Consider the following 13,467-nt stretch of genomic DNA (forward strand, 5'->3'; position numbering starts at 1 on the left):
CTAGAAGCTGAAAGCTAGAAGCTATAAGCTAGCCTCATGGCTTTTCCTCTCATCGACATCCTCATCCCGACCTACGAGGCGGATCCCGTGCATCTGCGGGCGGCCATCGAATCGGCAATAGCCCAGACGGAAACGCGCTGGCGATTACTTGTAAACGATGATCATTCCGAGTCCAATGTCCGGTCAAGTGTGGAGCCTTTCATGCGCGATTCGCGCGTCTTTTTTCTGAAGAACAACAGACGGTACGGTATTGGCGGAAACTGGAATCTGTCTCTGGAAAAAGGAGAGGCAGAGTACGTGCAGTTCCTGTTTCAGGACGACGTGTGGGAACCGACGTATCTGGAAAAAATGCTGGCAGCTCTTCAGGCACATCCGACAGCAGGCTTTGCAGCGGCTGACCACACCTACGACTGCAGCGAGAGTACTGCGAATGCGTACAAGTACCAGGAAGTGCGCGCTATCCGGAACGAGATTTTGCAGAACGGACTCCAGAGCGGCCAGGAGCTATTGCACACATGGATCAAGCGCCAGCTGCATCCGAACCTCATCGGCGAACCGAGTTTTGTCATGCTCCGTCAGTCACTCATCCGGCAGATCGGATTTTTTGCGGAGGACCTGCCACAGTTTCTGGACGTGGAATACTGGCTCCGGGCTCTTTCGAAATCCGATATTGTCTACGTGAAAGAAAATCTGGGCTCCTTCCGTGTGCATCCTAAAGGTGCCAGTGCGCAGAACGAGGAATCCGGTGCCGGCATTTATGACCGCCTTCTCTGTTTCGACAAATTGATTCTGACGCTCCCGTGGTTCGGAAAAACAATGAGAATTGCAAAAAAAGCGCGCAAGGATGCCCTTGTTGTCATGATCCGGAAGTTCTTCGAACGCCGCAAGAACAAGCAGAAAACCCCGATGAGCGGCAACGGGAAAAAGATGAAGATGTTCGCACTGAATCATCCGCTTCTGGTCACAGGAGCACTGCTGAAAGCGCTGATTAAATAAGCTGCTGCATCAGGCCACTCACATCCTGCACCTGCACTTCATCTACCAGCATCGTCTTTTTATTCTGACGCGGCACCAGCTGCTCATAGAAGCTCGGCACCTCTTCATTCTGATACAGAATGCCGGTCGCAATCCTCTCCGATGTATCGACTGCCAGCTGACGCGCTTTCACAAAATCCGAGGTGTCATGACCTTCAAGGTGATAGCAGCGGTCGAGCAGGTACTGATGGGTCGCGAAGTAGTTATACGTCGGACATGCCTGCAGGAAATCGACGAAGGCAAAGCCGCGGTGCGCGAGGGCTTTTTTCAGGATATCTGTCATCTGCGGAATATCTCCGGAGAAGCCGCGGGCAACGAAAGTGGGCTCAAGCGAGAACACAAAATCCATGCTCGGAAGAGTCTGTTCCGGAATGCCGTTCGGGGCCGCGTTCATCTTCTTTCCCTGAGGGGTCAGACTGCTCGCCTGTCCGGTTGTAAGTCCGTAGTTCCCGTTGTTGTGAAGCACAAACACGATCGGATAATTACTGCGTATGGCATGGACCAGGTGACCGACTCCTTCCGAAAAACTCGCGCCATCACCACCGAAAGCAATGACCGGCATCTTCATGTTTGCGATTTTTGCAGCAGCAGCAAACGGCATCACACGGCCATGCAGTCCATGGAAGCGGTATCCTTCAATTTTGTCTGAACCGTTTCCGTGGCAACCGACATCGTAACAGAGAAGCACTTCGTGCGGCTGGAGGCCGAGCTCAGACAGTGCACGCTTCACCGCAGTCCAGATACCGTAGTCCCCGCAGCCGTCACACCACGTACACCTGTTCTCGGAATGATACTCAAGCGGAGAAATGCTGGGGCCGGTGAGATCGAGTTTGATGGACATGTTATTTGGAAAGATACTGATGAACCGCCTGCAGTAATTCGTAGTAGAAGAACGGCCGGCCGTCATATTTCAGAAGCACATTACTTTCCTGCGTCCCGCACTGCATGCGCAAAAGCTGAAGGAGTTGCGCCTGATAGCTGCACTCAATAAAGAGCACTCTCTTTGCCTTCTTTGTAAGCTCCTCGTACATCTCTGTTTTGAGCGGCCACAGATACGTGTAGTGCAGGTACCCGACCTTCTTTTTGGTGAGTGACGGATCGTTGAGTACGTCCAGCATGACGCCTTTGTTCGAGCCCCAGCTGACAATCAGAAGATCGAGCTTTGCATTTCCCGGCTCCGGCATGGTGTCGCCATAGAAAAACTCCGGCTCCGGCAATACGTTCTTCAAAACAGCAGCTTTCCGCATACGCTTTTCCATCTGCGCAACCGCATTGTCTGCCGATTCACTGACACTTCCATCCGGACTGTGCTCGTCACCCTGTGCACAATAGGTCGCAGCGTTAGCACCCGGCAACCACCGCTTGCTGATGCCATCTTTGGCAGTCGGATCGTAACGGTCACTGCTCTTCAGCTTCTTCAGATCTGCTGATGCTGTGACAAGTTTGCCGCGGACAATCTTCGCCTTTTTCTGATCGTACGCCTTCTGGGTGTAAATGCCTTCGGCCGTGTGCTTGTCGGTGAGGACAATGACAGGCGTCTGGAATTCCTCGGCAATATTGAAGGCCTTCGGCATGAGGTGAAAAGCATCTTCGGCGTCGCTCACGCTCAGCACACACCGGGCAAATTCTCCGTGAGCAGAGTGCACAGCCATCAGGAGATCTCCCTGCGCAGTCCATGTCGGGAGTCCTGTGGCAGGACCCGGGCGCTGCGCTAGAACAATGACTGCGGGATTTTCGATCATCGCATCCATCGAGATGGTTTCGGTCATCAGGTCAAACCCTCCACCGGATGTAGCGGTGATGGCGCGTGTTCCCATATGCATCGCGCCGCTCATCATCTGAGCAGCTGTAATTTCATCTTCCGCCTGTTTGATGGCCATACCGGTTTCGTTTTGAATCTCGGCAATATAGGACAGTAACGGTGACGACGGCGTCATCGGATAGCCTGCGTAGAAGCGACAGCCCGCATGCACAATCCCGAGTCCCATCGCCTGGCTGCCTGTCAGAAGCAACTGGTCTTTCCACTTTTTATCCGGCTTCGGAAGCGCAACGGAGAGGGTGCAACCGGACTCTGTGCAGACTGCAAATCCTTCGTCTATACAGCGCATATTCATCTCCAGCAGATCTTTCTTGCTCGCGAACCGCTCCCCGACCAGACTCTTCAGAAGCTTGATATCGCCCCCAACCGCACACCAGATGAACGAACTGAAAATCACGTTCGCGAGAATCGGCTTGGCCTGCATTTTCTGCAGCATCTGATGAATAGGCAGATACACCACCTGCACTTTCTGCTTCTTCAGAAGTGCTTCATCGGCCTTCGAAAATTTCCAGACTTTCGTGTCATGGATGATGGTACCGCCTTCCTTGAGGTCCATGAGGTTATGTTCAAACCCGTGATGGTTGAGCGTGATCAGCACATCCACCTGCTCCTCCGAACTCTGGATAAGATGATCCGACACATCAATCTGATAGCTGCCGTGTCCGCCTTTAATAAGCGACATGTATTCGCGATAGCCAAATACACAGTAGCCGGAACGCTTGAACGCCTTTGCGAGAATCTCGCCGATGGAAATGATTCCCTGGCCTGATGCGCCGACGATTTTCAGAGAAAGACGACTCATGCTTTCTGCAGGGTAGCAGCCCACTTCTCCACCGTCTTCTCCTGACCGTAAGGCTCGTTGATGATTCTGAGTGTCGGTTTGACGAGTGTCCCACCATGGGATGTCACAAACTCCTCCATGTGATCCGCTGCGGCACAGGTGAAATGATACCGGTCATCCCCAAGTCCAATGACCGCAACGCGCTTCCCCGCCAGATCGATCTGCGCTGCGCGATCCATCAGCAGTGCAAACATATGCGGATTAAGCTGGCCTTCCGGTCCGCCTGTATTCCACGTGCTGGTTGCCAGAACCAGCACATCGCCCCGCAAAAGATCCCCGGGCTGCGCGAGTTCCGCACGCTGCTTTTCCGCTGTCACACCTGTAAGCGACGCAATAAGCCGGTCAACGACATATTCCGTGTGACCACTCGTGGAAGCGTAGATAATGTGCAGAGAGGACATTGGTCAGCATTGTAGACAGGAAAACGGTGAGAAAATAGTGCAGATATCGTCAAAAATACGTTAGAATGCGTTATATTGTCATATTTTAATAAGTATGTTATAATAAACATATGACAAACACCCCATCGTCTTTAGGAAGCCAAGAGCAACAGCACCCGGAGCCGCAAAAAGACCCTGCAATGATTGAAGCAGCGATCGGACAAACGATCGATCTTTCCGATGTCACCATGTCTCCGGAACCAAACGAGGATGCAGAAAAGAGCGTAGAAATGCAGACCATTCCCTACGCACTCACGGTCAGACCTGAACATAGAAACGGCATTCAGAAAAAGAAAGTAAAATATGAAAACATCATTATGCAGGCAGGCACACGGGCGCTCGAACAAGAGCGACAACAGTGTGGATTAGTTATCTTCAATGCACTTTTATCCGAAGAGGGAGTGGCGCGCTACAACGACTGCCTGCAGACATTGCAAGCGATCTATGCGGGGCAGCGATGCCCGATTATTCTTTTTACGGAATACTTCAAACACCTGGCGCAATACTGTGACATGCTCGCAACGGGGCCAAACGGCGAAGTTGCGGAAAACCCACTGAACCTTCGCACTCTCTCCGCCCCCACCCGCGCTCCCACTGCCCAGCCTGTTGAAGGCAGACAATTAACCATCCGCGAGCAGGTTCTTGCAAAACTCAAAGCGAAACAAATGGCAAAAGAGGAAGAGGACGCACAAGCCAGACTCGCACAGGCAAATGAGCAGCAGAAAGCACCGATCGGAATTGATCTGACGGACGACAATAAGGATGCAATCCTACGCAGAGCTCTTGAAAGTACACGTCGAACCAATGCAAGCGGCGGATTCGGAACTCTGGAAGACCGCATTACCACACACATAGGCACGTACCTTCTGCAAAACAATGAGGCATTCAGAGATGATGTCTACGCAGACACCAAAGAATCCGTGGAACGTTACCTGTCACCCGGAGAAACCTGGGACGACGAAACATTCTATAAAATCTGGAATGAAATAGCTGCCCTCGCAGACACACAGGACTAAGCTGCCTTCATGCTTCTTACACCAACATCCATCGCCGTCATCGGAGCCTCCTCACAGGAAGGCAAGGTCGGCCATGACATCTTAAAAAACCTGCTCACACAGGGCTTCAACGGTCAGGTCTATCCGGTAAACGTGAAGGGTGGCGAGATTCTCGGAAAGCAGGTCTACACATCGGTCAAAGACATTGGTAATGCGGTTGATCTTGCGGTGATTGTGATTCCCGCTGCGGTCGTTCCTGCAGCTCTGAAAGAATGTGGCGAGAAAGGCATCAAATCTGTAGTCGTTATCAGTGCCGGATTTAGCGAAGTCCATACCGATGACGGAAAGAAGCTGGAGGAAGAACTCGTCGCCATTGCTGACCAGTACAGCATCCACCTCGTCGGTCCGAACTGTCTGGGTGTCGTCCGTCCGGCTATCGGCATGAACGCATCGTTTGCCAAAGATCTGCCGCCTGCGGGAACCGTCGCGCTCATCAGTCAGTCCGGTGCAACTGCTGTGGCATTGATGGACCGCGCGCCACAGGAAGGCATCGGCTTTTCGCTGATGGCGAGCATTGGAAACAAAGCGGTGATGGATGAATGTGAGTGGTTGGAATTGTGCGAGAAAGATGAAGAAACCAAGGTGATCGCCTTCTATCTGGAAAGCATCAAAGACGGCAGAACATTCCGCGATATTGCCGCACGCGTTGCCAAAGTAAAACCGATTGTGCTGCTGAAAGCAGGTGTCTCGAACCACGGCAAACAGGCTGCTGCATCCCACACAGGAGCGCTTGCCGGAAGTGACAGTGCGATTGATGCACTCTGCGCAGAAACAGGAATCCACCGCGCCCACACCAGCGAAGAGCTGTTCGACCTGCTCGCGGTTCTAAGCACACAGCCGACGCTCCTCACGCATAAAATCGGTATTGTGACCAACGCCGGTGGGCCGGGTATTCTCGCGACAGATGCAGCAGAAAGTGTGCACCTGCAACTCCCTGCACTCAGTGAAAAAACAGCAGCTGTCCTCGCGCCAAAACTCCCTGCCAGCGCATCCATCCATAACCCGATTGATGTCATTGGTGATGCAGGAGCTGATCGGTATGAAGCCGCCATGACTGCATGCTGTGAAGACCCGAACATAGATGGACTTGTGGTGATTTTAACTCCACAGGTGATGACGCCGTGTCTGGAGATTGCAAAAATGATTGTGGATGTCACGCGCTCTGCATCGCTGATGCCGGTCTGTGCATGTTTTATGGGCGGAGAATCAGTGACTGAAGCGATTGCCTATCTGCGCAGCCAGAAGATCCCCGTCTTCCCGACACCAGAGAGAGCAGTGGCGGCCATGGCCGCACTGCAGTGTCACCCTGAGGCCGCTCGAAGGGTGAACACGTCTACATGCTTCGAGTGCCCTCAGCATGACACACCCGATCACCGGTCTCCGGTGACCGATCTCCCAAAAGGTCTTCTAGATGAAGAAAAAACCGCTGCACTCTTCACCCACTTCGACCTCCCGATGCCCAAACAGGCATTGGCAAAAAGTCCTGAGGAAGCCGCAATCATCGCAGAGCAAATCGGCTATCCGGTCATCATGAAAATCAGCTCTCCACAAATCCTCCACAAAACAGACGTCGGTGGCGTCCGCGCCAACCTCAAAACAAAAGACGATGTCACAAAAGCCTTCACAGAAATCATCAGCAACGTCCAAAAATCCCATAACTCATTACCCATAACCCATAACCAATCACCCACCATCAATGGCGTCCTCGTCCAGCAATTCCTCCCGGTCGGCGATGAATTCATCGTCGGCGCCACGCGCGATGCGTCCTTTGGTCCGCTGATTATGGCCGGTCTTGGCGGTATCTATACGGAACTGTTTGCCGACACATCGTTCCGCATTGCACCGGTCAGCACGCAAATGGCGTACGAAATGCTCACGGAGCTGAAGGCCTGGAAGCTGCTCCTTGGGATGCGCGGCAAACCGCAGCGCGATATTGATGCACTCGCAACCGTCGTCGAACGCGTGTCCGACATGATGATGGCCTGCCCGGAGATTCAGGAGCTCGACCTAAACCCGGTTCTTGTCTCGGAGAGTCACGTGATTATTGCCGATGCAAAGGTCGTGATTGGATAAAAGAAACAAGAGACTCTGAAGGGTCCCCAGAGGGAATATCTTGTTTCTTGTATCTTCGAAAAATGCGCAAAATCGTGCTTTACTTTTATGTATGCGCCCTCTTACTCTAGAGGGTACATTTTGCACATTTCCGTTTTTCGTTATGAAGCTCAAGAAAATGATGGAACGCGCCGTTGAATACGGTATCGACGCCGACCCCCGTGGCCGCAAATATATTGAAAAAATGCTCAAGAAAGAACTCGACCGCAGCAAGAAACTTGAAGGCCGCGAGAAAGAACTCTTCAATATGGAGCGCACCTGGAACCCGTATTCGGATTCCGGCATCCTGTGGGGAGACGACAATACGGAAGTGAAGCATCTGATGGTGGGTATTGATATCGAAACCCAGGAATTCATCCTTGCGGATCGCCTCCGCGAAAAGGGGCATAAAATTGATGCTGTCATGATCCACCATCCGGAAGGCCGCTCATTGGCTGACCTCGATAAGGTCATGGATGTACAGGTCGATGTCTACGCCAAAGCCGGTGTGCCTGTGAATCACTCAGAACATCTCCTGCGTCCTCGTCAGGACCGCATCTGGCGCGCTATCCACGCAGACAACATGTTCCGCTCCCAGCGCACGGCAGAGCTCCTCGGTATCCCCGCTCTCGGCTGTCACACGATTACCGATAACCTCGTCTGGCAGTGGATGGAAAAGAACGTCTGTAAGAAGAACTTTGATGATCTCGGCGAAATTGTGAACGCACTCCACGACATTGAGGAATACAAGTACTACGCAAAGAAGGGCAACCCGCCCATTATTGTGAACGGAAGCCGCGGCAGCCGCGTTGGAAAACTGGTTGCTACAGAATTCACCGGAGGAACCAATGGACCGGAAGACTTCATTAAAGCGCAGTCCGCAGCGGGCGTCGGCACTATCCTCGCCATGCACTTTACCGAGAAAGAAGTGGAACAGGGTAAAGAATACGGCGTGAACATGATCCAGTGCAGCCACATGGGAAGCGACGCAATGGGTATCAACCTGCTTCTCGACCTGCTTGCCAAAGAAGAGAAGAAGCTCGAAGTCCTCGAGGTCTCCGGATTCGTTCGTGTGAAGCGCAAATAATGCCATCTGTTTTTACACTCATCGGCAATGCCTGGGCTTTCGCCAAAAAGCAGTCCGTGCTGATGCAGGTTGCAATCTGGCTGATGTTCCTGCCGATGATCGGTATGAACGAACTCTCGTCCTTCATGGCCGATCCTGCTCTGAAAATGGATGCAGCTAATGGCGCCCCCATTCTTCTGAGTGCCCTCTTCATCCTCATCCTCTCCGTTATTCTGGTATGGGGCATTGCCTGTGTGTTGCTTATCGGCAGCAGACAATTGGGCTCCAGTTCCGGCCGCAGCAGAACGTCTTTTTCCGCAGTGCGTACGGAAGCCCGCCGCTTCCTTATCCCGCTGATTCTGACCGGCATTCTCCGCAATATCATCACGTTCCTCTGGGCGCTTCTCCTGATTGTCCCCGGTGTCATCTACAGCGTCCGCACCGCCTTCTATTCCATCATCTTAATTGAAGAAGGCATCTCCTACCGCCCCGCACTCCAGAAAAGCAAAGCGATTGTGAAAGGCCACACGTGGCAGCTCTTCATCAAGCTGTTCCTGCTGGGCATCATCCTCTTCGCACCCATCCGTATTCTCGATGGCTTTGGCATCAACATGCCGACAAGTATGAGTCTGACAATCCTGAATGTGCTCTCTGCCGCTTTCACCACTCTCTCTACCGTGCTCTACACGCTCTGTACCATTGAGATGTACGGACACATGAAGCCCGCTACCAAGCCGGTGACGGGAGGAGGAAAGAAGGCAGTGAAGAAGGTGGCGACGAAGAAGAAGTAGATTGGGGGATGAGATTGAGATTTAGCCCTCTCCCGTTCCGGGCGAGGGAGTTCTGTTGGTTCATAAAAAAAGAAGTTCCACCAGGACCATTTTCCCAAAGGGAAAATGAAGGTTCGTGGCGAGGTGTCCGGCCACGGGGGGTGAGGGGGTCAGCGGTCAGTGGCTCTGGCCGGACCGCACTTTTTGATTCTTTTTGCTGCACGGGCAAAAAGAATGCCCCCCGCGGCAGCGGCCAGCGGAGCGAATCTACATACAAAGAGAGAAGATTATATGTAAAGATATGCTTCGAGCGTCCTCAGCATGACACAGTTCGAAAACTCTTAGCGTGACACGCTTTATTTAGCAGTCACCATCTCCACAATCTTCTGGAACGCCTCCGGCTCGCGGATAGCCATTTCAGAAAGAACCTTGCGGTCGAGCTGAACGCCCTTTTTGTTGAGCTGATCAATAAAGACAGAGTACTTGCTGCCTGTCTGACGAATAGCCGCGTTGAGGCGGATAATCCAGAGGGAGCGGAAGTTACGCTTTTTCTTCTTGCGATCCATGTACGCGTGCTGACCTGCTTTAATAACAGCTTCCTTCGCCTTCACGAACGTGCCACTGCGCCCCGCTTCGTAGCCTTTTGCTAACTTGCGGATTTTCTTGTGTCTGCGATGCCGGACGATACCACGTTTTACACGCATGGGAGTGAAGAGAAGATTAGATGTTCGGGAGGAGACCCTTCAGAGCGGGCACGTTGGTCGGGTGGACCATAATAGTACGGTTCAAACGCTTCTGGCGCTTGCTCTTCTGCTGGAGAAGGTGGCTGCGACCGTGGCGTTTCATGGCAAGCGCACCGGATCCAGTCCTACGGACTCTCTTCTTCGCGCCGCTGTGTGACTTCATTTTTGGCATAAAAAACCTGTGACGGGCTGGGAGTATAGGGAAAGTTAACGAGGATGCAAAGGAAAATTGGAGGTCAAGATACAGATGAAGGGTCTTATTTGGCTTTTGGCCGCATAACTGCAATAAACTGGTTTCCCTGCGGTTTAATCTCCTGCTCTACTTCCGCGTATTCGGCAAGATCTGCCATCAGCCCCTTAAGCTTTGTAATAGCATAATCCTTATTGGTGAGCTCACGACCACGCAGACGCACGGAAAACTTCACCATGTGGCGTTCTGCGAGGAAATCCTTCGCCTGATCCACCAAACGATCGAGATCGTGCTTTTCTGTGCGGAATCCGAAGCGCAGCATTTTCGTTTCCGACTGCTTGCTGTTGGCTTTCTGCTTCTTCTCCTTCTTCTGGATCTGGTACAGATAATGACCAAAATCCCCAATCTTCACGACTGGTGGTACTGCTTTTGGCGATACTTCAATCAAATCCATCTCGGCAGTCTTGGCACGCTCCAGGGCCTCGGCAATCGTGACTGTCTCCGTTTCCCCTTCGTCGCTGATAAGCATAACCTGGGGGCTGGTGATCTGTTCATTCATGCGCGGACGCTTTTCCAGCTTCTGCTGTCTGCCATGGGTAAATCGTTGTCTCAGAAAATTGAGGGGGAAAATTGGGCTTAATCTACGCAAAATACCCATCACGGTCAAGAAAACTCACGCAAAACCCGCTACCAATAACCAATGACCAATCACCGACTATACGCCTCCCACGTCACTGCAATGTGATACTGGTTCACTCCCGTCTGGCGGATCGCACTTTTGACAGGCATCAGGAACCGCAGGGGCCAAAGTTTCTGCGCTTCGAGTGAACGAGCAAGTGGCCCGGAAAGCAGTTCGACAATCGCACCAAGATCCGACTGCTCGGTCATGCGGCTGAAGGAATCGGTGAAGACATCAGAGGAAAAAGAGCGGAACAACTGATCCTGTGCCACCTGAGGCGCCTTGGCGTAGGTGAGAAGATCCATCGAGAGGAATGTTTCGAGTGCGGTGATAGCAGCAGGATTTTCCTGCTCCGTCAGCTGCAGCAGTGCTGTCTGTTCGTCCGCAGTCAGCGCATCACTCACAGTCAGAAGTCCGGAAAGGTCCTGGAAGAGAAAGAGCGTCTTGAGTCCCTCTGCAGTGACATCAGCCTCAAAAGAGACCGGCGTTTTTGTGAAACCGTCAGCATCCGTTTCATCACCGACCTGTACCGGTGAGAGGCTGGCCAGCATCCCCTGCTTTCGCAGTTCAGTCGTCAGAGCATCAACGGTTGCAAGGAGGCGATCAAGAGCGGTGTCATCCGGAAGGACATACATCCGCAGCATTTCCTCACTCGAGTCTCCGGTGATACTCGCCTGCAACTGCGCCACTTCCGACTGTTCTTTTATGATATTCATGCGGTGCTGGATGGAAGGCAGTGCAAGGGCAGCCGGTAATCCAATGTCGCGCATATCACGCACTGTTTCCACGTGCAGCGTGAGGAGCTGAATGGAAAGCCCGAGCAGCATGGCTGAGAGCAGATACTGCACCCGAAGGCCCGGCCGGCGGATGGATGCGACGGTGATCATGTGGTTGCGAGCGTGAAGGTGATCGTGAACGGAGAATGGAACGTACCGTCTGCATTCTGTTCACGGGTGAAAGACGGACGCGTCATGTTGCTGACAAAAGAAAGATCTTCGACTGCTTCCACAAACGATGCGAGCACAGTCATGCTGCGCAGGTCCACATTGCGGACATCGCCGCTCAGAGTGACTGTTGATCCATCAGTAGAAATGCGTGTGATGACGACTGCATCTTTCTTCATCGCAACCGCAACGCCCATTTCTTCGAGCTTCTTCCGGAGCACAAACGCACTCATCTCGCTGCGCTTCGCGGATTTCAGCGTTTCATACGCCTCGTCATACGTCGGGAGAATAAGGCGGTTACGCGTGTCTTCCTGTGTCATAAGTTCCGCCTTCATGTGCGACACATAGGTTTCCATTTCTACCGGTGAAAGACGCTCGTCGGACACTGCAAAACTTGTGAAGCGCGGAAGGATGCCGAACCATGAGACGAAGAGCAGCACGAAGAACACTGCTGAAAAAAGCATGAGCGGCAATGCAACGCGTTCCAGAATATCCTGGAATGGCTCTTTCTGGGCCGGTGTAAGTGTGGGTGTGGGGAACATGTGTTTTCTAGACAGTATAGCAGAAAAAGTGATCTTTTTGAACCGGTGTGTGTTTGACAATACAGTAAATAGTTTTTATTTGTACTTATAAAGAAAGACCGAGATGCGGTAGAGTAGAGCCCTAATCTCTCCCCCCTTCCCCGTGGAAGAACTCCTTTTGAAGCTTCAGGAACTGCAGTCTGCAGTGAACATGGGAAAGGACTCTCTTTGAGGCCCGGAATGTGCCTGCACAGATAGCCGAACTGGAAGCGAAATCAACCGCGTCCGATATTTGGGATGACCAGCAGAAAGCGAACGAGCTTTTTGCAAAACTCCGCGGACTCAAGAAGCAGTGGGACCCTGTGGCAGCTCTGAAGAGTGATGTTGATGGTTTGGTGGAGATGACGCAGATCAGTTCTCTGGATGACCTGCCGGCATTACAGACCGAATATGATAAGGCGATAAAAGAATGGGCGATCCTGGAACCGATGCTCTATCTCTCCGGTGAGTTCGATCACAACAACTGCTACATCACTATCAGCGGCGGAGCAGGAGGAACCGAGGCGCAGGACTGGGCGGGATTTCTGATGCGCATGTACCTGCGTTACTGCGAGCGCATGGAATGGACGACGTCGATTGTTGATAAAACAGATGGACAGGAAGCGGGCATCAAAACTGTCACGATTTTTGTGGAAGGCGATCCGGCATACGGATATCTGAAGTGCGAGAAGGGCACACACCGCCTCGTGCGCCTCTCCCCTTTCAACGCAAAAAGCCTGCGCCAGACAAGCTTCGCACTCGTCGAAGTGCTTCCGGAAATTACGGAGACAAATGAGATTGTTATCAATGCGAGCGATCTGCGCGTCGACACCTACCGCTCCAGCGGAGCCGGCGGTCAGCACGTGAACAAAACTGATAGCGCCATCCGCCTGACACATCTCCCGACAAATATTGTCGTAGCAGTTCAAACTGAGCGCAGCCAGATCCAGAACCGCGAGCGCGCGATGAACCTGCTCAAAGCAAAACTCCTCGAAAAAAAGCGCGCGGAAGAACTCGAGCAAAAACAGGAACTGAAAGGCGCATCACAGAGTGCATCATTCGGGCAGCAGATCCGCAGCTATGTTCTGCATCCGTACCAGATGGTGAAAGATCTGCGTACTGACGCCGAAACCAGTAACACACAAGGAGTACTTGATGGCGATATTCAGATGTTTATTGATGCAGAATTAAAGAGATTGGCTAAGCAGTAAACTGTCACCCCGAGCGGAGCCGA

The 13,467-nt window shown here is 52.5% G+C and carries 14 protein-coding genes; 6 read left to right on the forward strand and 8 right to left on the reverse strand.

What is annotated here, in order from left to right:
* Positions 1-36: 36 nt before the first annotated feature.
* Positions 37-996, forward strand: a complete 960-nt coding sequence (locus K8942_05330; protein ID UPA22441.1) for a glycosyltransferase — start codon at positions 37-39, stop codon at positions 994-996.
* Here K8942_05330 and K8942_05335 read toward each other — a convergent pair.
* From K8942_05335 to K8942_05345, 3 genes are read right to left on the reverse strand one after another with little or no spacing between them, the layout of a single operon-like run.
* Positions 989-1,876 carry a 2-oxoacid ferredoxin oxidoreductase gene (locus tag K8942_05335; protein UPA22442.1) on the reverse strand — a complete coding sequence of 296 codons (888 nt, stop codon included), beginning with the start codon at positions 1,874-1,876 and terminating at the stop codon, positions 989-991. The two genes, K8942_05330 and K8942_05335, sit on opposite strands and share 8 nt — an antisense overlap.
* Position 1,877: 1 nt before the next feature.
* Entirely contained in the window at positions 1,878-3,656 is a 1,779-nt protein-coding gene (locus tag K8942_05340; protein UPA22443.1) for a 2-oxoacid:acceptor oxidoreductase subunit alpha, read from the reverse strand.
* Positions 3,653-4,096, reverse strand: a complete 444-nt coding sequence (locus K8942_05345) for a flavodoxin family protein (GenBank protein ID UPA22444.1) — start codon at positions 4,094-4,096, stop codon at positions 3,653-3,655. Before K8942_05345 ends, K8942_05340 begins: the two co-directional genes overlap by 4 nt.
* A 110-nt stretch (positions 4,097-4,206) precedes the next feature.
* On the opposite strand from K8942_05345, the gene K8942_05350 reads away from it, so the two are divergent.
* From K8942_05350 to K8942_05365, 4 genes are all read left to right on the forward strand, one after another.
* The gene (locus K8942_05350; protein ID UPA22445.1) at positions 4,207-5,151 is read left to right on the forward strand and encodes a hypothetical protein; all 945 of its coding nucleotides are present in this window, start codon (positions 4,207-4,209) and stop codon (positions 5,149-5,151) included.
* A 9-nt stretch (positions 5,152-5,160) separates the two neighbouring features.
* Positions 5,161-7,263, forward strand: a complete 2,103-nt coding sequence (locus K8942_05355) for an acetate--CoA ligase family protein (GenBank protein ID UPA22446.1) — start codon at positions 5,161-5,163, stop codon at positions 7,261-7,263.
* Positions 7,264-7,405: 142 nt separating this feature from the next.
* Entirely contained in the window at positions 7,406-8,368 is a 963-nt protein-coding gene (locus K8942_05360; GenBank protein ID UPA22447.1) for an NGG1p interacting factor NIF3, read from the forward strand.
* Entirely contained in the window at positions 8,368-9,138 is a 771-nt protein-coding gene (locus K8942_05365; GenBank protein ID UPA22448.1) for a hypothetical protein, read from the forward strand. The genes K8942_05360 and K8942_05365 overlap by 1 nt, the downstream gene beginning before the upstream one ends.
* Positions 9,139-9,473: 335 nt before the next feature.
* On the opposite strand, the gene rplT is transcribed toward K8942_05365, so the two are convergent.
* The 5 genes from rplT to K8942_05390 form a co-directional block, all read right to left on the reverse strand.
* Positions 9,474-9,821, reverse strand: a complete 348-nt coding sequence (gene rplT / locus K8942_05370; protein UPA22449.1) for a 50S ribosomal protein L20 — start codon at positions 9,819-9,821, stop codon at positions 9,474-9,476.
* 16 nt (positions 9,822-9,837) lie between these two features.
* Positions 9,838-10,032, reverse strand: a complete 195-nt coding sequence (gene rpmI / locus K8942_05375) for a 50S ribosomal protein L35 (protein UPA22450.1) — start codon at positions 10,030-10,032, stop codon at positions 9,838-9,840.
* Between the two features lie 85 nt (positions 10,033-10,117).
* A complete protein-coding gene (infC, locus tag K8942_05380; GenBank protein ID UPA22451.1) occupies positions 10,118-10,609 on the reverse strand; it encodes a translation initiation factor IF-3 in 492 nt (163 codons plus the stop codon).
* A 149-nt stretch (positions 10,610-10,758) separates the two neighbouring features.
* Positions 10,759-11,616, reverse strand: a complete 858-nt coding sequence (locus K8942_05385) for a hypothetical protein (protein UPA22452.1) — start codon at positions 11,614-11,616, stop codon at positions 10,759-10,761.
* Positions 11,613-12,215 carry a hypothetical protein gene (locus tag K8942_05390; protein UPA22453.1) on the reverse strand — a complete coding sequence of 201 codons (603 nt, stop codon included), beginning with the start codon at positions 12,213-12,215 and terminating at the stop codon, positions 11,613-11,615. The genes K8942_05385 and K8942_05390 overlap by 4 nt, the downstream gene beginning before the upstream one ends.
* A gap of 221 nt (positions 12,216-12,436) precedes the next feature.
* Here K8942_05390 and prfB point away from each other — a divergent pair, with 221 nt between their 5' ends.
* Positions 12,437-13,444 carry a peptide chain release factor 2 gene (gene prfB / locus K8942_05395; protein UPA22454.1) on the forward strand — a complete coding sequence of 336 codons (1,008 nt, stop codon included), beginning with the start codon at positions 12,437-12,439 and terminating at the stop codon, positions 13,442-13,444.
* The last annotated feature ends 23 nt before the right edge of the window (positions 13,445-13,467 follow it).

The organism is Candidatus Peribacteria bacterium, from assembly GCA_023038255.1.
Lineage (GTDB): Bacteria > Patescibacteriota > Gracilibacteria > Peribacterales > Peribacteraceae > CALREJ01.